19 protein-coding genes are annotated in these 20,958 nt (G+C 69.4%); 9 read left to right on the top strand and 10 right to left on the bottom strand.

Annotated features, from left to right (window positions below):
* Window positions 1-28: 28 nt before the first annotated feature.
* Window positions 29-997, top strand: a complete 969-nt coding sequence (locus FU260_RS01625) for an AraC family transcriptional regulator (RefSeq protein WP_147915477.1) — start codon at window positions 29-31, stop codon at window positions 995-997.
* Between the two features lie 84 nt (window positions 998-1,081).
* Window positions 1,082-3,238 (top strand): GMC oxidoreductase, encoded by a 2,157-nt coding sequence (locus FU260_RS01620; protein ID WP_147915476.1) that lies wholly within the window; start codon window positions 1,082-1,084, stop codon window positions 3,236-3,238.
* A gap of 61 nt (window positions 3,239-3,299) precedes the next feature.
* Here FU260_RS01620 and FU260_RS01615 read toward each other — a convergent pair whose 3' ends face one another.
* Complete coding sequence (locus FU260_RS01615) at window positions 3,300-4,244, bottom strand: nucleoside hydrolase (protein ID WP_235912140.1); 945 nt, start codon at window positions 4,242-4,244, stop codon at window positions 3,300-3,302.
* Window positions 4,245-4,390: 146 nt separating this feature from the next.
* Window positions 4,391-5,083, bottom strand: coding sequence for a FadR/GntR family transcriptional regulator (locus FU260_RS01610; RefSeq protein WP_147915474.1), 693 nt, complete (start codon window positions 5,081-5,083; stop codon window positions 4,391-4,393).
* 117 nt (window positions 5,084-5,200) lie between these two features.
* On the opposite strand from FU260_RS01610, the gene FU260_RS01605 reads away from it, so the two are divergent.
* The 5 genes from FU260_RS01605 to FU260_RS01585 all read left to right on the top strand — a co-directional run bounded on the left by FU260_RS01605 (window position 5,201) and on the right by FU260_RS01585 (window position 9,167).
* Complete coding sequence (locus tag FU260_RS01605) at window positions 5,201-6,049, top strand: fumarylacetoacetate hydrolase family protein (protein WP_147915473.1); 849 nt, start codon at window positions 5,201-5,203, stop codon at window positions 6,047-6,049.
* 85 nt (window positions 6,050-6,134) lie between these two features.
* Window positions 6,135-6,932: an SDR family NAD(P)-dependent oxidoreductase gene (locus FU260_RS01600; RefSeq protein WP_147915472.1), complete on the top strand. Its 798-nt coding sequence runs from the start codon at window positions 6,135-6,137 to the stop codon at window positions 6,930-6,932.
* Between the two features lie 2 nt (window positions 6,933-6,934).
* Window positions 6,935-7,825, top strand: coding sequence for an amidohydrolase family protein (locus tag FU260_RS01595; protein WP_147919260.1), 891 nt, complete (start codon window positions 6,935-6,937; stop codon window positions 7,823-7,825).
* Complete coding sequence (locus tag FU260_RS01590; RefSeq protein WP_147915471.1) at window positions 7,825-8,784, top strand: aldo/keto reductase; 960 nt, start codon at window positions 7,825-7,827, stop codon at window positions 8,782-8,784. Before FU260_RS01595 ends, FU260_RS01590 begins: the two co-directional genes overlap by 1 nt.
* 53 nt (window positions 8,785-8,837) lie before the next feature.
* Entirely contained in the window at window positions 8,838-9,167 is a 330-nt protein-coding gene (locus FU260_RS01585) for an L-rhamnose mutarotase (protein WP_147915470.1), read from the top strand.
* A 263-nt stretch (window positions 9,168-9,430) separates the two neighbouring features.
* Here FU260_RS01585 and FU260_RS01580 read toward each other — a convergent pair whose 3' ends face one another.
* The 8 genes from FU260_RS01580 to FU260_RS01545 all read right to left on the bottom strand — a co-directional run bounded on the left by FU260_RS01580 (window position 9,431) and on the right by FU260_RS01545 (window position 18,646).
* On the bottom strand, window positions 9,431-10,279 hold the full coding sequence (locus tag FU260_RS01580) for a hypothetical protein (protein ID WP_147915469.1): 849 nt from the start codon (window positions 10,277-10,279) through the stop codon (window positions 9,431-9,433).
* 3 nt (window positions 10,280-10,282) lie between these two features.
* A complete protein-coding gene (locus FU260_RS01575) occupies window positions 10,283-11,032 on the bottom strand; it encodes a hypothetical protein (RefSeq protein WP_147915468.1) in 750 nt (249 codons plus the stop codon).
* Window positions 11,029-11,631 (bottom strand): hypothetical protein, encoded by a 603-nt coding sequence (locus FU260_RS01570; RefSeq protein WP_147915467.1) that lies wholly within the window; start codon window positions 11,629-11,631, stop codon window positions 11,029-11,031. Before FU260_RS01570 ends, FU260_RS01575 begins: the two co-directional genes overlap by 4 nt.
* A gap of 34 nt (window positions 11,632-11,665) precedes the next feature.
* Window positions 11,666-12,256, bottom strand: coding sequence for a signal peptidase I (locus FU260_RS01565; RefSeq protein WP_147915466.1), 591 nt, complete (start codon window positions 12,254-12,256; stop codon window positions 11,666-11,668).
* Between the two features lie 82 nt (window positions 12,257-12,338).
* Window positions 12,339-12,971: an alternate-type signal peptide domain-containing protein gene (locus FU260_RS01560; protein WP_147915465.1), complete on the bottom strand. Its 633-nt coding sequence runs from the start codon at window positions 12,969-12,971 to the stop codon at window positions 12,339-12,341.
* Between the two features lie 92 nt (window positions 12,972-13,063).
* Window positions 13,064-15,754, bottom strand: a complete 2,691-nt coding sequence (locus FU260_RS01555; RefSeq protein WP_168211603.1) for a DUF7507 domain-containing protein — start codon at window positions 15,752-15,754, stop codon at window positions 13,064-13,066.
* Window positions 15,755-16,331: 577 nt separating this feature from the next.
* Window positions 16,332-17,126 (bottom strand): IclR family transcriptional regulator domain-containing protein, encoded by a 795-nt coding sequence (locus FU260_RS01550; protein ID WP_147915463.1) that lies wholly within the window; start codon window positions 17,124-17,126, stop codon window positions 16,332-16,334.
* 59 nt (window positions 17,127-17,185) lie between these two features.
* Window positions 17,186-18,646, bottom strand: coding sequence for an amidohydrolase family protein (locus tag FU260_RS01545; protein WP_210418173.1), 1,461 nt, complete (start codon window positions 18,644-18,646; stop codon window positions 17,186-17,188).
* Window positions 18,647-18,904: 258 nt separating this feature from the next.
* On the opposite strand from FU260_RS01545, the gene FU260_RS01540 reads away from it, so the two are divergent.
* Both FU260_RS01540 and FU260_RS01535 read left to right on the top strand, forming a co-directional pair.
* On the top strand, window positions 18,905-20,110 hold the full coding sequence (locus tag FU260_RS01540) for a CaiB/BaiF CoA transferase family protein (protein ID WP_147915461.1): 1,206 nt from the start codon (window positions 18,905-18,907) through the stop codon (window positions 20,108-20,110).
* Window positions 20,110-20,928, top strand: a complete 819-nt coding sequence (locus tag FU260_RS01535; RefSeq protein ID WP_147915460.1) for a citryl-CoA lyase — start codon at window positions 20,110-20,112, stop codon at window positions 20,926-20,928. The genes FU260_RS01540 and FU260_RS01535 overlap by 1 nt, the downstream gene beginning before the upstream one ends.
* Window positions 20,929-20,958 lie beyond the last annotated feature (30 nt).

Raw genomic sequence — 20,958 nt, 5'->3', positions numbered from 1 at the left:
CAGATGCGCCATCGTCTAGCCTGTCGACGTGGACACATTGACCGAAGTGCTCGACAACATTCGCGCCTCGGGCGCACTGATCGGACAGAACCTCCTCACCGCACCTTGGTCGGTCTGTGTCGAGGCCGGCGCCACGATCACCGTCGCGGCGATGCTCCGCGGCGACGGGTGGATCCTGCGCGACGGTGCCGACCCGGTGCACCTCAACTCCCGAGATCTTGCGGTCCTCACCGGGCGGGGCAGTGCTCTCCTGGCCAGCGACCCGGATGGCGGCAGCGACCCTCTCTGCGTCCTGACGGCCAGTGGGATCCGCGACAACGCGTCGGGACGTCTCCTCGACGGCGAACGTCTCGGCAGCGGAGAGGATGGCGCCTCGCCCCTGGTTGCCGGGCACGCGTTGCTGGCCGGATCCTTCCCGACCTCGGGTCGGATCGCTGAGCGTCTGCTCAGTGCCCTCCCTCCGCTGCTCGTGGTGCCGCGAGCGCAACAGAGATCGCGAGCACTGGAGTTCCTCGAGAGCGAGATCGAGAACAACGAGCCCGGCCAGCAGGCCGTGCTCGACCGGCTCCTCGACGTCCTGCTGATCGGCGCACTGCGGGACTGGTTCGCCCTGCCCGAGGCCTCGGCTCCGGGCTGGTACGGAGCCGCCGGCGATCCGGTGGTCGGTCCTGCGCTCCGTGCCCTCCATGCCCAGCCCGCACAGGACTGGACCGTCGAGACGCTGGCACACCGGGCACAGGTGTCCCGGGCGACCTTCGCCCGCCGGTTCGCCGAGGTGATGGGGGAGCCTCCCATCTCCTACCTCGCGGGCTGGCGGCTGTGCCTGGCGGCGGACCTCCTGCAGGACGGCGATGACACCCTCGAGTCCATCGCCCGGCAGGTCGGCTACTCGAGCGCCTACGCCTTCAGTGCCGCTTTCACCCGGGAGTACGGCATCCGCCCGAGCCGGTACCGCACCCGGGTGCGCCCGGGCACCGGGCAGCCCGTCACGACGTGAGCCAACGGTCGATGACTACGCTGGCAGGTGCTGCGCCCGACGCGCACAGTGCGCGAGCAACGCCACCCCCTCCGAAGGATCCCCATGAGTGAGACGTTCGCCGCCGATGCCATCGTGATCGGTAGCGGTTTCGGCGGTGCGGTCGCCGCCGCCCGGCTCGCGCAGGCAGGCTTGTCCGTCGTTGTGCTCGAACGCGGCCGGCGCTGGGTGCCCGGCGAGTTTCCTCGCCAGCCGCGCCTGGAGGACGGCTGGCTGTGGCACAAGGACAGCGGGCTCTACGACATCCGCTGGCTCGACCGCATGGCCAGTGTCCAGGCCGCGGGCTGGGGAGGGGGGTCCCTGGTCTACGCCAACGTCTTTGCCCGGCCCTTCGACAATGCGCTGGACGGGCGCTGGCCCGCCCATCAGCGGCGAGAGGTCCTCGACCCCTACTACGACCTCGCCGCGCACATGCTCGGGGTCTCACCCGTAGGTGAGGATCCTCGCACCGGTGCGCCTCCCCCGCGGACCAGCCTGATCGAAGACCTGATGCAGAGGTTCCCAGAAAGGACCATCCGGCCCAACCTCGCCGTCACGTTTGGCGATCCAGATACCTGGCAACCGAACCGGCACGGCGTACGCCAGCGCGGTTGCGCGTTCGTCGGCGAGTGCGTCATCGGCTGCAACCACGGAGCGAAGAACTCCCTCGACTACAACTATCTGGCTGCCGCGGAGGGCGCCGGTGCTCAGGCCATCACCGATGCCGAGGTGCACCGGATCGAACCACGTGACGGCGGCTACGCCGTGATGGTCTCGACCCCTTCCGATCCCGACGCCCCGGCACGTGAATGGACGGCGCCCCGAGTCGTGCTCGCTGCCGGGACTGTGGCCACCACCGAGCTCCTGCTCAGGTCCCGCGATGTGCACCGCACACTTCCAGGACTGTCCCAGCACCTCGGACAAGGCTTCTCCGGGAACGGCGACTTCCTCACCCTGGCCCAGCTCCGCCCAGGCAAGGAGGACATGACCACCGGCCCGACCATTACCACCAACACTGTGCTCGACGTGCCCGAAGGGCGAGGGTCGGTCTGGTTTCAGGTGCAGGAGGGCGCGGTTCCCCCGGTGGTCCGCCACCTGTTCGACGCTCTCGTGCCGGGGCAGCGAGCCCGCTTGTGGTGGCGGCGCCGGATCCGGGCGGCGGACCCTCGCCGCAGTTTCGCCGTGCTCTCGATGGGGAAGGACTCCGGCAACGGAACCCTGCAGCTGGACCGGAAAGGGCAGGTGATGCTGTCCTGGCGGAACCGCTGGCAGGGCCTGCTCTACCGATCCCAGCTACGTGTGGGCCCGCTCCTCGCCCGCCTGCTGAAAGCACGTCTCTCCCAGCCGCTCACCTGGACCCTGCTCCGCCGCACCATCACCGTCCACCCCCTCGGCGGGGTGCGGCACGGCATGGATGCCGACTCCGGCGTGGTGGACGAGTTCGGCGAGGTGCACGGCTATCCCGGACTCGTCGTGATGGACGGCTCGGTCCTTGGCGCGGCGAGTGGGGTGAACCCCTCCGCCACGATCCTCGCCGTCGCCGAACGCTCGATCGAGAACCTGATCCGCCAGGCCGGTCAGCCGAACTGGCGGGCGCCGGAGTGGTCTGCCGTCACACCGGCCCGCGTGCCCGAGGATGCCGCGTTCACGTTCGCGGCCGAGCTTCACGCGGCTACCAAAGGTAACGGCGTGCTGTTCCGCGAGCGGATGATGACCACTCGGCGGGCCCGCCGGCACACCAGCATGTCCTTGACTGCCGAGATCGCCAGCATGGATCGGTTCCTGTCCGAACCCGAGCACACAGTGGCCATGCGGGGGCTGATCGATATCGACGGAATCACCGCGCAGGCCGAGCTCAGTGGGACACTCTCCCTGTTCCCCGACGGCCGGGATGAGGCAATGTCCTACGACCTGCGCTTCGACGACGCGAACGGCCGCGCCTGGCAGCTCACCGGTCAGAAGCACGTGCGCTCCCGGAACCCGCTGGCGCTCCTGTACGGCCTCACCCATCTGCGCACCGAGATCTCTGCCGCCGATGCCGCGCCCGGTGACGCCGAGCGGATGATGCTCGCCATCGGTACCCGGGACCTCGTCCGGCTCCTGGCCTCGATCCGGGGGCAGGGCTTCACCCGCGCCCGCCGGCTGTACGCCGCCGCGAGATTCGCGTGGTTCTTCACCCGCTCCGCCCTGCGCCGCCGGCCGCCCGCCCCGCACCATAATTAACTAGCGGGAAAATTGTGCCCGCCGTCCCGAGAAGGCTCACCGGCATAACTTTCGCGAGGGGCTACCCGCGGCAGCCGAGCGTCTCGAGGAACAGTTCCACGACGGCGGGGCCGTCCGCGCCGAGCACCACGTCCAGTTCCGGCCAGACACCCGGAGTGCCGTGCACCCGGTCCTCCCCCGCCCGGGTGCGCCGGTCCACCACGGTCTGTCCGCGGCTCAGCCCGGTCAGCTCCACCCGCACCGGCCAGCGCTCGATCCGCATCAGCTCCGGTGCCACCAGCGCGCACACCGCACCGGCATCGCCGATCAGCCGCAGCGCCGGTTCCTCGGACTGGGCCTGGAAGCCGAGCAGATGTCCGACCGCTCGTGCCACCACGTCCACCGAGTCCGCCAGCCGGGCCACCTCACCGGGCTCGACCACCACCTGGTGGAAGACGTCCAGCCCGTACATGGTCAACGGCAACCCACTGTTGATCACGACCGCGGCGGCCTCCGGATCGTGCCAGATGTTGAACTCCGCGACCGGGCTGGCGTTGCCCACCGACGCCGACCCGCCCATGAACACCACGCGGGCGATCCGCTCGGCCACCGCCGGGTACATCCGCAACAGCAACGCCAGGTTCGTCAGCGGTGCCAGCGCAACGATCGTCACCGGCTCGTCCGCTTCGGTGAGCACCTCCCGGAGCACCTCGACCGCGTGCCGATGCTCCACCGGCCGGTCGCTGGGCGGCAGACCGAGGTTGCCCAGACCGTCCGCACCGTGCACAGACGCGGCATCTCGGGGCCGCTCGATCAGCGGCCGCTCGGCACCGGCCGCCAGGGGAAGGTTCTCGGCGCCCACCAGGTCCAGCACGGCGCAGGTGTTCGCTACCACGTTGGTCAGCGAGGTGTTGCCACTCACACAGGTCACCGCCCGCAGCTCCAGGTCTGGGTGCCGGGCAGCGAACATCAGCGCCAACGCGTCGTCGATGCCGGTGTCTACGTCCAGGATGATCGGTGTGCGCACAGCACGATCCTGCCGCATCACACCCGGCCCACGGTGCTGACTCGGGCACCTGCCCCGCACTGGCGGCCGGAACCCCTTCGATACCTGTCCCGCGTGCGCGATACCCGGGGTGCCGATTTTGCGCAGCAGGTAACGCATGGATCGTTTCAGCGGGTCTGGGGGTCCTGCTCGACGGCGGAGCGCAGCCAGGTCTCGATGCCTCCGATGTGCACGGTCAGGGCGGCCCGGACCAGCTCCCGGTCTCGCGAGCGCAGCGCTGCCACGATCGCGGCGTGCTCGGCCAGCGTCCGGGTGACCACCCGGTCCTGGGTGATCCCCCGCCACAGCCGGGCCCGCGCAGTGGAGGAGGAGAGCGCGTCCAGCAGGCTGGTCAGGTACTCGTTCCCGCCGGCGGCGGTGATCCGGTGGTGGAAGGCCAGATCGTGCGCCACCAGCTCCTCAACCGAGGCGTCCTCACCGAACCCCTCGATCTCCGCGGCCAGTGCGTCCAGCTCCGCATCCTCGATGATGGCCACCGTCAGCTCAGCAGCGGCCGGCTCCAGGATCCGCCGGACGGCGAAGATCTCCAGCACCGAGGCGTCCTGGTGCAGGTCCACCACGAAGCTCATCGCTTCCAGCAGCAGTTCCGGGCGCAGGCTGGTCACGTAGGTGCCATCCCCTCGGCGCACGTCCAGCACCCGGATCAGCTCCAGCGACTTCACCGCCTCGCGCAGCGAGTTCCGGGACACGCCGAGCCGCTCGCCCAGCTCCTTCTCCGGCGGCAGCCGCTGCCCGGGGCGGAGCTCGCCCACGACGATCATCTCCTTGATCGCGCTGATTGCCGCATCGGTGACTGCCACGCGAATCATCCTATCTTCGCGCGCCATCACGTGGACATTCATTGCTCTCCGCCGCGAGAACCGGTTAGCGTAGCGTCCATACATCCGATGTTTACCGCTCCCGCGCAAGGAGACCGTATGAAGCTCGCCCGCCTCGGCACCCCTGGCAACGAGGTCCCCGCCCTGATCACCGACCAGGGCACGTTCGACCTGCGGACGGTGGTGCCCGACCTCGATGGTGAGCACCTGGGCGCAGGCACGCTCCAGGCTATCCGGGAGGCGGTCGCCGCCGGAACCCTGCCCGAGCTGCCCGGCGCCGCGGACCTGCGCATCGGCTCCCCGATCAGCCGAGCCGGTTCGATCCTGTGCATCGGCCAGAACTATGCCGCGCACGCCGCCGAGTCCGGGGCCGAGCCGCCGGAGGTGCCGATCCTGTTCTTCAAGGCCGCGAACACCCTCACCGGCCCGTTCGATCCGGTGGACATCCCGCGCGCCAGTGCCAAGACCGACTGGGAGGTGGAGCTGGGGGTGGTGATCGGCACCCGCGCTCTCTACCTGGACTCCCCGGAGCAGGCCCGCGCCCACATCGCCGGCTTCGTCACCTCCGACGACCTGTCCGAGCGCGACTTCCAGCTCGCCGTCTCCGGTGGCCAGTGGAGCAAGGGCAAGTCCGCACCGGGCTTCTCCCCGCTCGGCCCGTACCTGGTCACCGCGGACGAGGTCGACCCGAAGAACCTGCGCCTGCGCAGCTGGGTGAACGGCGAGCCGCGCCAGGACTCCAGCACCGCGGACATGATCTTCGACGTCGACTACATCGTCTGGCACCTGAGCCAGTACCTGGCGCTCGACCCGGGTGATGTGATCCTCACCGGAACCCCGGAGGGGGTGGCACTGTCCGGCCGGTTCCCGTACCTGAGCAGCGGTGACGTGGTGGAGGTGGAGATCGAAGGTCTCGGCCGGCAGCGCACCGTGATGGGGCAAGCATGAGGGCGCGGAGCCCCCGCGAAGGGACGCCGAGGCACGAGCTGTACTGCAGCGAGGTACCGCAGCACCCAAGCAACGGAGGCACAGCATGAGCACGGCGGCGCCCGGCACGGGTGAGTTCGAGTCGCTGGTGGCCGTGGTCACTGGAGGTGCTTCGGGGATCGGTGCACAGGTCGCGCAACGCTTGCACGACGGCGGAGCTCGGGTGGCGATCCTGGACCGCACCGTGGCAGAGCCCGGAGCGGGCACTGCCGCTGGCGCGGCGGAAGGCACCTGGCTGGAGCTGCGCGCCGACGTGAGCGACCAGACCAGCGTGAGCGCCGCCGTCGAGCAGGTGATCGGCGCCTGGGGCCGACTGGACGTGGTGGTGAACAATGCAGGGATCGGTGCGCAGGGCACCGTGGCCGACGGCTCCGAGGAGCAGTGGCACCAGGTGCTGGATGTGAACCTGATGGGCATGGTCCGCACCAGCCGCGCCGCGCTGCCACACCTGCGCCTCTCCCCCGCTGCCGCGATCGTGAACGTGAGTTCGATCGCTGCCACCGCCGGGCTGCCGCAACGCGCTCTGTACTCCGCCTCCAAGGGCGCGGTGCTGGGCTTGACCCGGGCGATGGCCGCCGATCACATCCGCGAGGGGATCCGGGTGAACTGCGTGAGCCCGGGCACCGCGGACACCCCGTGGGTGAACCGGCTGCTGGACTCCGCCGCCGACCCCGAGGCCGAGCGCGCCGCGCTGCAGAGCCGCCAGCCGCACGGGCGCCTGGTGGACCCGGCCGAGGTGGCCGAGGCGGTCGCCTACCTGGCGAGCCCGAGAAATGGTTCCACCACCGGGGTGACCTTGGCGATCGACGGCGGGATGGACGCTCTGCGGTTGCGACCGGCGTGAGTATGCCGTTCGCCGAGGCACCCTTCGCCGAGACACCGGTGATCGATGCGCACGCGCATGTGTGGCATCGCGCCAGCACCCCGCAGCCGTGGATCGACTCCGGCACGATGGCGGCGATCGACCGGGACTTCTCCCTGGCCGATCTCACCGATCTGCGCGAGGAGTGTGGCCTCGCCGGCACGGTGCTGGTGCAGTCCGCCCACAGCCCGGCGGAGACGTTGGCGCTGTGCGCGGCAGTGGACCACCGCAGCGTGCTTGGCGCCGTCGGCTGGGTGGACCTGCGCGCCGATGTGCCCGCCCAGCTGGCCGGCATCGACGCCCGCTCCCCCGGTGCTCTGGTGGGCATCCGGCACCTGTCCCACCAGGACCCGGACCCGGAGGCGCTGCTGAGCCTGGCCGCCGGGATCGCGGCGCTCGGGTCTGCGGGTCTGGCAGTGGACCTGGTGCTCCGCCCGGACCAGCTGGACCAGGCGGTGACGCTGGCCGACCGGCACCCGCAGGTGCGGTTCGTGCTCGACCACCTGGGCAACCCGCCGATCCTGGACTCCGCTGCGCTCGCGCGCTGGCAGGCCACGGTCACCGCGCTGGCCCGCCGCGAGAACGTGGTGGCGAAGCTCTCCGGGATCACCATGGGCGCCGAGCACGCCACCTGGACACCGGCCGATCTGGAACCGGTGGTGGCCACGGCCCTGGCGGCGTTCGGCCCGGACCGGCTGCTGCTGGGCACCGACTGGCCGGTGGTGCGCCTCACCGGTGGCGCGGGGCGCTGGCTGGCCGCCGTGGCCGAGTTGATCACCCCGCTGGCCCCGGCCGAACGGGCGGCGATCCTCGCCGGCACCGCGCAGCGGACCTACCGCCTGGGGGCCAACACAGCACATCGGAATCGGACGTAGTGCGCGCGCGGGCCCTCACCGATCGCCTCGCCCTCACCGAGGTCGGCTTCGGTGCCGCCTGCCTGGGCAACCTGTACTCCGCGATCAGTGACGAGCAGTCCGAGGCCTGTGTGGACGCCGCCTGGGACGCGGGCATCCGGTACTTCGACACCGCGCCGCACTACGGCCTGGGTCTGTCCGAACGCCGGCTCGGTCGCGCCCTGGCCGGCCGGCCGCGGGACGAGTTCACCCTCTCCACCAAGGTGGGCCGGCTACTGGTGCCGCGCCTTCCGCCGCTGCCACGGGACGACGACATGTTCGACGTGCCGGGCGATCTGGATCGGGTCTGGGACTTCAGCGCAGGTGGCATCCGCCGGTCGATCGAGGAGAGCCTGACCCGGCTCGGGCTGGACCACATCGACATCGCCTACCTGCACGATCCGGACGTCTCCGCAGTGCCGGGTGCGCTGGCCGACGGGCTCGAGGCTCTGCTCACCCTGCGCGCGGAAGGCCTGGTGACTGCCGTGGGGGTGGGCACGAACGATCCGGCGACGGTGGTCGCGGCGTTCGCCGACTACGACATCGACACGGCGATGCTCGCCGGCCGGTACACGCTACTGCGCGAGGCCGGGTTCGCCGGCGTGGTGGCGGCTGCCGCAGGCCGCCCGGTGGTGCTCGCCGGCGTGTTCAACTCCGGCATCCTGGCCCGCGAAGAGGTTCCGGCCGATGCCACGCTGGACTATCTGGCTGCCCCGGCCGACGTAGTGGACCGGGCCCGCCGGATCGCCGCTCTGGCTGCCCAGAACGGCACCACGTTGCCGGCGCTGGCGATCCAGCACGGGCTGCGTCACCCGGCCACGGCCAGTGTGGTGCTCGGGATGAGTAGCCCGGAACAGGTGGCGCAGAACGTGGCCCGCTACGGCGAGGCGGTCCCGCCTCAGGTGTGGGCAGAGCTCGGCGAGGTGGCCCCGCCCCGGTGAGCTCCGCCGTCGGGCGGGAGAACTGAGATGACCGAGAAGAACGGGAGGACCTGATGGAGCAGATCGCCCTGCACACTGTGCTCAAAGAGGGCAAGGAGGCCGAGTACGACCGGGTGCACGCACGGATCCCGGACGAGCTGGATCCGGCGCTGCGCGCGGCCGGGGTGCACAGCTGGCGGATCTGGCGGCACGGCCTGGACCTGTTCCACCTGCTGGAGGTCGAGGACTACCAGGCGATGCGGGCGGCGCTGCGGGACCACCCCGCGAACGTGACCTGGCAGGCCCGGATGGCCGAGCTGCTCGCCGTCGAGGACGACTACAGCGGCGTCGACGCCGGGCTGCACCAGGTGTGGCAGCTGCCCGCCAAGCCGCCCACGTCCTGATCGCGAACGACTCACCTCCGCGCGCGGACTATACGCCCGACTGAGCACCGATCCGCAGGCTGAGGACCGCCCGTTGGGTGCTCTGCCTGCACAATGGTGTTCAGACGCCCGTCTGGCCGGATGGCCTTGGCATATCCCGAGACGACGTAGGGCCCGCGAACCGATCGGTTCGCGGGCCCTACCGGGACCCCTTCGGGGGAGAGTAGTCGGGGTCCCGAGCCGTGGTCATCACCCACGCAGCATGCTGCGCGACCGGGGGAGGATCAGTGATGACCGCGGACATCCTCTCTACGCCGGGAGGCGCGTACCAACAGGGCGCCGAGCGCCAGCAGCACGGCCACCGCGAGCGCCGGCCAACGCAGGTCCGCGCCGGTCTCGGGCATCGACGACGGCTGCGTCTGGGTGCCTGGCGGCGCGTCCGCAGTCACGGGCGGAGCCGTGGAGCCATCGGGAAGCGGTGTGTCCGCCGTGGGGAAGGAGCCGCCCAGCTCGAGCACCATCTGGAGGGAGGCGAGGCGATCGGACACGTTGGCGCGGTTACCTGAGGTGGCATCACGCGGCAGCTCGTACGTCAGATCTATCCAGACCAGCTCGCCCTGGGCGAGGGGGATCTGCACGATCACTGTGGAGCCGTCCTCATCCAGCATGGTCATCGAGGCTCGATCACCAACCGAGTCGCTCCCCGCTTCACCCAGGCCGTAGTCCCAGTCGATCCGCAGGTCGTCGTAGAAGTTTCCTTGGTCTCCGGCTCCGGCGTACTCGCCCTCCGGGGCAACGTGTGCCGGCTGGTGCTGCACGTCCAAGGCATCCGGGTCGAGCAGGCCGACGTTGGTGATCGTGGCTCGGAAGGTGGCGTCGGTGGGGCCGTCGTTGCGGACCCGCAGCATACGAGTCGCGCTGTCGCCAGGGATGGCCACCGGAGTGCCGAGGAAGTTCTCGGTGGTGCGGTCGGCGTACTCGGTGCCGTCCCAGGAGAGCTGGATCGAGCGGGTGTAGTCAGCGTCGGACCGGTCGTCGACGGTACCGGAGGCAGGCAGAACGGTCGCGCCGGTCAGTACGGCGGCGAGGAGGCCGGCAGCCGCAGCGGTGCGCAGGCCGAATCGGGTGCTCATGGCTTATGGCTCCTGTCCCGGTCGGAAGGTCTGATAGGTGACGGCGATCTCATGGTCGGGCTCGTCGGCCGGGTCCATCGCCGAAGTCACGTCCGCCGACCAGGTGTCGGTGTCGCTGACTTCGGTATCGCTCGGGTCGGTTCCCGTGGCCGTGACCTCGTTGGTGTAATCGCCCTCGTCCGGCAGGGCGCCGAGGGCGGCGACCAAGCACCAGTACTCTGTGGTCGGCGTGGTGGCGTCGGAGTAGTCCGCGGCCACCGGGGTGGAGGACAGCTCCGCCGGCGGATCGGCCGGGGCGTTGTCCACAGTGCAGTCAGCGGCGGTGGCCACCGGGAAGAGGAACACGTCTGCGGCGCCGAAGATGCCGTCGCCCCAGTCGGGTTCCGCGAGGGTGTAGTGCAGTCCCTTGTTGCCCTGGCTGAGGGAGTCGGTGCGCAGCGGGACCGCCAGCTCGTGGTCCTCAAGGAGCATCTGAGCGTCCGCGGTGCCAATGGTCACGGCGGCGGTCTCCCCAGTCGGTGGCGCGACCGCGTCGGAGACCGCGGTCATCGCCGAGTCGGCCACTGTGGAGGCGTTCGCCTCACCCCGGCCGGCGGCGAAGTACTCGTAGCCGCTGGCGATCTGCCCGTCGAAGCTGACCGCGTCCTCCCACAGCGCGAACGAGGCGCCGCCGAGGCCGAGTGCTCCGCCGAGCAACGCCGAGGTGGCCACGACGGCCACTGAGCGCGCCCGGGATGTCGTGTTCGTGCTCACTGGAAACCCTCCCCGGTCCGGACCTGGTGCAGCTCGACGTCGAAGGTGCCGAGGTCGGCCAGCGCCGCGGCGCTGTCTGCGCCGAACCGGTCATCCAGGTCGGCGAAGTCGAGGTCGATCGTCAGTGTGTACGTGTCGGCCCGGCCGGCGTCGTCGGCGTCGAGCTGCTGCGCAGCGTCGTCGAGCCGGACCACCGTGCCGAGCGGAGCTGTCGCGAGCTCGGCGCCGGCGGAGTCGTTCAGCTGGTAGCTGCCGCTCACCCCGCTGGGCAGAGCCGGTGCGTCGGCCCAGTCGACCTCGATTTGGCCGAGCATGTTGTCGCCCTGCAGGTGGGTGGTGAACTCGTAGCTGACCTGGATCGTGTCTCCCTGTCGCACCAGGAAGTCTGCCGGGTCAAGGTCCGTCTGCGGACTGGCGACGTCCGCGGACGTCTCGTCCCAACGAATGTCGCCGGCTTCGATGTCCAGGTTGCCGTTGGTGATGATGTTCGCCGGCGTGGTGGCCTCGGTGTTCCAGAGTGCGAACGTTCCGCCTCCGGCGACCATCCCGGCCAGCAAGGCTGCTCCGGCCAGCAGCGGCAGGCGCCGTCTGGTCCTCATTGCACTGCTCTCCCCTCGTGCTGATGATGCTGGTTCACGACGTGGCCTCCGCACTCTTGCGGCGGCGTTTGCCGATCCGGTCTGAGCCCACGGAGTAGACCCCGTAGCCGATCAGGGCTGCGCCGGCGATCGCGATGAGTGCGTTCCGGTGCTCCCCGGCCGCGAGGGCCAGGTGACCGACGTAGGGCACGTCGTAGACGACTTCGCCCATGATCTGCTCGGCCTCGATCGGGTCGTCGCTGGCGCCGTTGGCGTCCCCGCGGGTGATGTACGTCGTTCCGTCGGGGCCGCCGAGCTGGACGGCGACGATCCGGTGGGTGATCAGGGTCGGGTCGTTCGAGACCGGTTGGAAGGTGACCACGTCCCCGACGCCGTAGTCGTCCCGCGGAACGGAGACGACGACATCGCCGGGGGCGTAGGTAGGTTCCATCGACCCGGTGAGGACGGTGAGTGCCTCACCTCCCATCACCCGTGGCACCACGGCCAGTGCGAGCGCCAGGGCGAGGATCGCCAGGACGAGCACACTGAACGCTCCGGTGAGCGCCGAGCGCCAGAAGCTCACCGTGCGGCGCGGCGCACCGGTGTCAGCCGTGCGGCTCTCCGGTTCGACGGCGGTGGTGGCCATGGGTGCTCCTCGTGCGGTGATGAGGTGGTCGGGTGGAGGTCATCCGGTAGGGGCGGACGGGCCGCCCCTACCCGGCAGTCGGTCAGCCGATGTAGCCGTCGACGCCGCTGCGCACCTGGTCGAGGGTGATCGTGGCGCCGTCGAGGGCGATGGACTCGGTCACGTGGTCCTGGCCGCCGGTGCTCGCCGGGAAGGTCACCGTGACGGTGACCGTGACGTCTGCAGCGTCATCGAGGGCGGTGCCGACGGTGGTGATCGTCTGCGAGTCCGGGTTGCCGTTGTCCATCGAGGCAAGGACCATCGTGCCGCCGGAGTTGAGCGTCACCGGAGCACCGGTGCTGTCGGTCACGGCGACGTCGATGTCCAGGTTGGTGAGCTCGCCGCTGGCTGCGCCGAGCTCGGCACCCAGGGCCGCGACCATGTTCTCCCCCTCGAGGGCGACGTCCAGAGCAACTGTGCCCTCGATGACGTCACCCGGGATGATCCGGAAGTCGGCCAGGTCGATCTCGTGCGACTTGTCGGTGCGGTCGGCGGAGATGTCCTTCCAGCTCCACTGCGAGCCCGCGTCGCCGATCACGGCGACGTCCAGGTTTCCGGAGCTGATCTGGGCACCATCGACGGTGTCACTGTCGCTCCAGAGCGCGAAGGTGGTGCCGCCCATCAGCAGGGCTGCTCCGGCGATGCCGGCGATAACGCCGGTGGTCTTCTTCTGCATGGTGTCTCCTTGGTTATTGGTGATCAAGGCCGTGACTGGCCTGGACCGGGTTTCCTTGGGTTTTCTGCTGGGTCTGGAGGGGTATGAAGGGGTCAGGGAAGTGCGGTGACCGGGCCGCTGGCGGTGCAGGTCATCGACTCCCCGGGCGGCAGCGTGGTTGCTGGACAGCTGGCGGTGCCGACCTGGTCATCGACCACGGCGATGTCGTGCAGCGTGGTCTCGCCGGTGTTCGTCACCTCGTAGGTCCAGGTGATGACGGTTCCGCTGACCACGGAGCTGCCTGAGGTGAGCTCGTTGGCCTGAGCGTCCCAGCCGTGCTTGACCACCTCGATGTCCGGGGTGAGCACCTGCCGGTTGTAGAAGTCGCAGCTGACGTGGTCGTTGACGCCGATCTCGGCGATCGTCAGGGAGAGCCCGGAGGCATTGACCTCGACATCGACTCCCGCGCCGTTCACCGTGCACGTCGCCCGGTCGGCGACCAGCTCCCAGCCGAGGTCCTGCTGCGCGGCGTTGGGTACCTCGGTGAGGCGGACCGTGGTGGTGGCGTTCATCGTGTCGAACTGAACGGTGAACTCGACCGAGCCCTCGGTGCCGGTGGTGCCGTCACCGATGCTGGCGAAGGTGCTGGTGCCGGTCTGCTGCTCGGCATCGAACGCCCACCCCGGGGTCTCTTCCCAGGTGGTGGAGCCGTAGGTCTGAGTGAACTTGGTGACGTCGATGGTCGCCTGGCAGGTGGCGCCCTTGGCGATATCGCTGAGCACCGAGGCGAGCTGTTGCCAGCTGGACTGGAAGTAGTCGGCGCTGTTCGCTGGGGTACCCGAGGAGTAGGGGGTCGGCCCGGAGATGGCGGACAGGTTCGCTGCACTGCCGCTGATCCCGTCGCCCACACCGACGGCGAGCACCCGAGTACCGTCCGCCTTGATCGCGTTCGCGGAGAAGGTGGCGTACTCAGTCTCCCGGAAGTTGGTAGTACTGCCGTTGCCACCGGTGCTGCTGCCGTTCCGGTAGTAGGTGGCGTTGCCGTCAGTGATCACCACAGTCAGGTCGAAGTGGGTGCTCGACTGGGCCACCTGGTAGAGACCGGAGTCCCAGTTGGTACCGCCGCCACTGCTGTAGGCATTGATGCGGTTGCTGATCGTCTGCTGGTTGTTCCCAGCGTCGATCGCCATCAACGGGTAGTTCTGGCCGTTGGTTCCACTGGAACGCGGAGCGCTCTCGGCGAAGGTGAACAGGGCGACCGAGGAGTTGGTCCCGGCCAACGCGTTGACGAAGCCGTTCGCGGAGTTCTTCAGGTTTCCGAGGTAGCTGTCCATCGAACCGGACAGGTCCAGCACCAGGGCGACGTTCAGACCGTCCTGACAGGTCTGCGGGAGCTGCGGGTTGGCGATGGAGTTCTGCCAGATGCCGCTGGAGGTCTGCTGGCCGCCCGAGGCCATGAAGTCGCTGCCGGACTCGTAGGTCTGGCCAGCGCGCAGCTGGCTGCCGGTGCGGAACTGGTAGCTACTCGAGCTGTGGCTGTTCTGGCCGACCACGAGCTCATCGTTGGCGTACCAGCCGTCGGACGCGGACTCCTGGAGTACCCAGAAGCGGGTGTCGTAGTTGTCGCCCTCGGGCTGGGTGACGATCCACTCGTACTCCCAACAGATGAGCCACCCGCGGATGCACTCGCCCTGATGGCCGACCTCAGGCTGCGTCTCCGGCACCGTGAAGGAGCAGTCGCCCTCGCTGTCGGAGGCGCACTCGGCCCAGTCCTCGTTCACCGGGTTGCTCGGACCGTTGCTGTTGCCGGTGTGGAGCCGCAACGTCACACCTTCGAGGCCGCTGACGGCGTTCGAGGCAGTGCCGGTACGCAGGCCCCCGACGTTCACGTTGATCACGGCGGTGCCGTCAGTCGAGCTGGCGCCCGGCACCGACATCGGTGCCATCGCACCGTCCTCGGAGTTCAGTGCTGCCGGGCGGTCGGACCCACCAGTGGCGGTGCGCTCGCCGTCCGTGGCGGTCTCCTCGTCCGAGTCTGACTCGTCCGCATCCACCTCAGCCGCATCCTCGTCGTCTGCAGCTGCCGTCTCGTCGGTGGCCTGGTCGGACACCTCGCCCTCGTCCTCTTCGACGGCGGCGAGGGTCACCTCGGTGGGGTCGAGGACGGTGCCGGCCTCGTCGTCAGTGATGGTCGCGGCCGGCTCGCCGCCGTCCTCGGGAGCCTGGTAGCCGTCGGGGGTCTCGGTCTGCACCCAGTAATAGGTGCCCGCGTCGAGCTGTGCTGCGCCGGAGGCGTCCGCACCGGCGATGCAGGTGCCGTCGCCCGCGGTGGTGCAGTCGAAGTCTGCGTCGGTGTCGTCGCTGCGCTGCAGCCCGGTGCTGCCGTTCGACTCCAGCCAGAGCTCGAAGCCCACACCCGGAACAGCCGCGCCCGCCTCATCGGTAACCTCAACTGCCAACGTCGAACGCACCGGCTCGGCGGCAGCGTCCACCGGTGCCTCAGTCGCGTCGGTCTCAGCTGCGTCCCCCTCGCCGGCCGCGGTCGCCGGCTGGTCGCCGTTGACCTGCTGCTCCTCCGCGGCCGGCTGGTCCTCGGTGCTCGTTGCGTCCGCATCCGTAGCCATCTGGCTCTCGGTTGCGGCGGTGCTCTGCTCGACCGCCGTCGGGTCCTCCGGAGCGGCATCCGCGGATGAGGCCGGGCCGGTCAGCCCGACCACCAGCAGCGCCGCCCCGAGTGCAGCAACGCTGCTCCCCCAGCCGGCTTTGCGTCGCGTAGAGCGAGCATGCCTATAAACGTGCCTCACGAATCTCTCCCTCAAACAAGGCGACTCTCTGATCCCCCGGTTCGCATCGAAACGAACCCGGCAAGACATATGTATATCCATCGGCAATGACTGCCCACAAGCGAATCCTCTCGGAATGGTGGATGATTTATTCTTCATCTACAGGGTGAGGTCAGGGTGAGGGCGGGGTGACCCTCAGGGTGAGCGGGGTGAGGCCCAGGGTGAGCGGATCAGCCAAACGTGCAGGTCAGAGCATCGGCCGCATGGGGCGCGCTCAACACAACCTGTTTCCGTTGCGAGCACAAGGATTTGCCCGACCTCACGACCCCGTCGCCATGGTGACCGCACTTCGAGACAGCCGATCGTGGGCGACCCCGGTCGCGATCGGCTCACCCTGTCCAGCGGGGGTCGCCCCGAGGCACGCGGCAGCGGCCTCACCCCGGGCGCACCGGGGACCTCAGAACCGAATTTCGCCGCAAATGGCCGCCGTTGGCCGCGACAATGAATCGGTCTTTACGCTAATACACAAAGGAAATACTTCGCGATAATGGCATTATGGCGAAGTGAAAATTGTCCAGAAGTAAGCAGTCTTTCTGAATCAGACCATGTCGACGATCGGCCGCGCCTGCCAAGCCGCCCAGTCGCGACTGACCCGCTCGCCCGCTTCGATCAGATGTGGCAGGTGCTCCCCGAGCACCACATCCCCACTAGTTTCAGCGGCGTGTACGGTGACGTTCATTGCCGCCCGCACTACGCCGTCGCCATCTCGTACCGGAACGGCCACGGACCGGATGCCCGGTGCCAACTCTTCATCCGCATACGCATAGCCCTGCTCGCGGACCAGCGCGAGATGCTGCTCGAAATCCGCCACTGCCGGCTCCGGCGGCAGGCCGGACCGGGTCGGCAGCGCCAGGATCGCCTCCACCTCATCCCGATCTTTCCAGGCCAGCAGCACCTTTCCCTGGGAGGTGCGAGCTGCCGGGAACCGAGTGCCGATATCCACCCGGAGCGCGATCAGCTTCGGCACTGCCACCCGCGCCATGTAGACGATGTCCGACCCGTCGAGCTGGGACATCGAGGAGGACTCGTGCGTCTGCGCCACCAGGTCCTTCATATGCGGGCGTGCCAGGTCCCACAGCCCGAGCGAGCTCACGTACGCCATCCCCAACTCGAGCACCCGCGGGGTCAGCGAGTTCCCGCCATCGGCCGAGCGCACGTAGCCGAGCTCGACCAGGGTGAGCAGGATCCGCCGCGCCGTGGGCCGGGCCAGACCGGCCCGCTGGGCCACCTCGCTCAACGAGAGCACCGGCCGCTCGGCGTCGAACGCGCGCAGCACGTCCAGCCCACGCGACAGCGCCTCGATGAAATCCGGGCCACGCCCCTCCCGCGCCATGTGCTCTCCAATCGATGCGCCGGCTGCTGAGGTGAAGCGTAGTCCTCGGATCGGCTCCCTCACTGCCCGCGGGTAGCGGCGCTGCGGTACTCGGTGTACATGTACGGGTTGTCCAGAATCTTCGTCTCCGGGATGTCCGGGCTCATCCCCTCGGCCCACCCCTCAGCACCGAGGGTGGACTGCAGGTAGCCGACCGTGTCCTCGATGCTGCGCCGGGCTCCGGCCACGTGGTCACCGAGCAGCCGGTGCTCGTGCTTGACCACCCGCCCATCGACCACCACGGTGTGCACATCGGCGCGCTGCGCCTGGAAGGCCACGTGCCCGTACGGGTTCAGCAGCGGGAACATCGCTGGCGAGCTGTCGTTCTTGAGCAGCACCACGTCGGCCTTCTTGCCCACCTCGAGGCTGCCGGTGATCGCGTCCAGTCCGAGCGTCTTCGCTCCACCGCGAGTGGCCCAGTCGACCACCTGCTCGGCGCGCAGCGCGATGTTGGTGACCGTATCCCCGTTCGCGTGCGCCTCCAGGTGCTCCCGGGCCCGGTCGGAGGCGAGGGTGGCACGCATCGCGGAGAACAGGTCCCCGCTCCACCACACGCTGGTGTCCATCGACAACGACACCGGGATGCCGTGCGCGCGGATCGCCCAGCTGGAGGGGTAGCCCTGTCCGCAGCTGGACTCGGACTCGCTGGAGACTGAGACCGATCCGCCGGTGGCGGCGATGCGCTGGTAGGAGTCGTCGCTCAGGGTCGCCGAGTGCACGTACACCGTCTCCGGCGTCATGAATCCGTGCTCGTGCATCAGCCGGATGCCGTCGTCGTTGGTGGCACCCCAGACCCCTGCGTGCGTGGTCACTCCGGCACCGAGCTCGCGGGCGACCTCGAACGCCGCCTTCTCCGGGAAGGCCGGGTCACCGGTGACGTCGAAAGCCATCTGGAAGCCGAGCATGTCGCTGCCGCGCAGCCGGCGTTGCACGAAGTTGCTGAACTCCGGCGCGGTGGCCCACTCCCACGGTCCGGCGAAGATGTTGCCGTAGCCGAACACGAACCGGCCGGGCACCTCCTCCAGGGCGTCCACTGCGGCTTCGGCGTGGTCGATGGTGCGCAGCCCGTGCGACCAGTCCACCGTGGTGGTCACGCCCGCGTCGAGCGCCTCCAGGCCACCGAGCAGATTGCCGGCGTAGACATCCTCGGGCCGGAACTTCATCCCGTGCTCGAGGTAGTACCAGACGAAGTACTGAGTCAGCGTCCAGTCCGCGCCATAGCCGCGCATCGCGGTCTGCCACAGGTGCCGGTGTGTGTCGATCATGCCCGGCATCACGATGCCTCCCCGGGCATCGATCTCCACTGTGCCCTCGGGCACGTCCAGGCGCTGCCCGACGGCGGCGATCACCTTGTCGACGACGAGCACGTCCGCGTCGGTCAGCACGGTGTGCGCATCGTCCATGGTCAGCACGGTTCCACCCCGGAACAGCACCGGGCGATCGGTCGGCAGATCAGCCGGTCGGCCATCGTTGGTTTCCACGGGTACCTCCATCGTCGCAGGTCACGCCACTTCGGACAGATGTCCGCCCAGCGGCCACGTTCGTACTATCGCCTCGCTCCAGACCGATGTCAAGAGGTGCCCCGTGGCCTGGTCCGCGGTCCGCAGGTCAGGGCGGACACTCTTGACAGGGCTCGCCGAGCAGCCCAGAATCACATCAACGGACACCTGTCCGCTTGACGGACGCCGTCGACCTGTTCCACGGTGACCGAGGGCTCTCCAACGATGGGAAGGACCTCCATGACCAGCACCCCCGGGGGCGCCGGCACACCAGCCGGCCATGGCCCCCTGCACGGCGTGGTGGTCGCCGACTTCTCCCGCATCCTGGCCGGCCCGTACGCCACGATGCTGCTCGCCGACCTGGGTGCCACGGTGATCAAGGTGGAGGGTCCCGGCGGGGATGACACCCGCACCTGGGTGCCGCCGGTCCGCCCCGACGGTGTGGCCACCTACTACGCCTCGATCAACCGGAACAAGAAGTCGGTGGTGCTGGACTTCAAGGACCCCGAGGATCTGGCCACTGCCCATGCGCTGACGGCCGCAGCGGACGTGATGATCGAGAACTTCCGCCCCGGTGGGCTGGCGAAGTTCGGCCTGGACTACACCGCCGTGGCCGACCGCAATCCCGCGATCATCTACTCCTCGATCAGCGGGTTCGGCAGCGCCGAAGGTGCTCATCTGCCCGGCTACGACCTGATCGTTCAGGCGATGTCCGGGCTGATGAGCCTGACCGGGGACCCGGGCGGGCCGCCGTACCGGGCGGGCATCTCGGTGTTCGACGTGATGTCCGGGCTGCACTCCACGATCGCGATCCTGGCCGCGCTGCGGCACCGGGACGCCACCGGGCAGGGTCAGCACCTGGAAGCGAGCCTGATGGCCTCGGCCATGAGTGGTCTGGTGAACCAGACGATGGCCTACGTGGGCGGCGGCGTCACCCCGCACCGGATGGGTAACGCCCACCCGAGCCTGTTCCCGTACGAGCCGCTCCCGACGGCGGACGCGGACCTGATCATCACCGCCGGCAACAACTCCCAGTTCCGCAAGCTGTGCGAGGTGCTCGGCATCGGCGAGGTGGCCGACGACGCCAGATTCGCAGAGAACGGCGACCGCACCGCCAATCGCGAGGAGCTCCGCCCCCTGCTGGTGGAACGGCTGGGCACCCAGTCGGCCGAGCACTGGTTCGAGCGGCTGAACGCCGCGGGCGTACCGAGCGGGCCGATCAACTCCATCGCCGAGGGGGTGGAGTACGCGAAGAAGCTCGGCCTCGACCCGGTGGTGCAGGTAGGTTCCGGCGACGACGCGGTCCCCGGAGTGCGCCACCCGGTCACCTTCTCCGCCACTCCCCCGCGTTACGACCTGCCGCCGCCGCGCCTGGGCGAGCACACCGACGAGGTCCGGGACTGGCTCGCCACCCGGCCGGCCGCCACACCGGCGGGAGGGCACTGATGGCCACCGATCAGCAGCACCCCACTGGGCAGTACCCGACCGCGCTCGGCACCTCGACCGCGGAGGAGATCCACCTGCTCGGGCACGACTTGGCAGGGGAACTGATGGGCGAGGTGAGCTTCGGTGAGCTCGCCTTCTGGCTGGTCGCGATGCGCCGGCCGAGCCCTGGTGAGCTGCGGGTCTTCGAGGCCGCGCTGGTGGCGCTGGCTGATCACGGGTTCACCCCCACCGCCATCGCCGCCCGGCTCACCTACCTGTCCGCCCCGGAGTCGCTGCAGGGGGCGATCGCCGCCGGTTTGCTCGGTGGCGGATCCCGGTTCCTCGGCGTCACCGAGGACACTGGCCGATTCCTCGCCGATGCGCTCGCCGCCCACTCCGGCGATCTGCCCACCGACGACGCAGGCTGGGACGAGCTCGCCCTGGCCGCCATCCGCGATCGTCGTGCCGACGGACGCCTGGTGCCGGGCCTGGGCCACCCGGTGCACAAGAGCGGCGACCCGCGCACGCCCCGGCTGATCGCGATCGCCGAGGAGTCCGGCGCCCGGGGAGCGCATCTGCGCCTCTTCGAGGCGGTCGGGCGGATGAGCGAGACCGCGCTCGGTAAGCCGCTGCCGCTGAACGGGGCGGGGGTGTGCGGGGCCGCGTTCGCCGACTTGGGCCTGCCGGTGGACCTGCTGCGCGGCTTCGCCCTGCTCGCCCGCACCGCGGGGCTGCTCGGGCAGCTCGCCGAGGAGCGCCGCACCCCGATCGCCAATGATGTGTACATGCACGTGGACCGTCACGCGGTCTATCACGCCGACGACGGCGCACCCGACTGATACTTCCGTCTCACCGTTTCGAGAACGCAC

The organism is Ruania zhangjianzhongii (assembly GCF_008000995.1).
GTDB classification, from domain to species: Bacteria; Actinomycetota; Actinomycetes; order Actinomycetales; family Beutenbergiaceae; genus Ruania; species Ruania zhangjianzhongii.
This window is presented reverse-complemented; position numbering and strand designations above follow the sequence as displayed.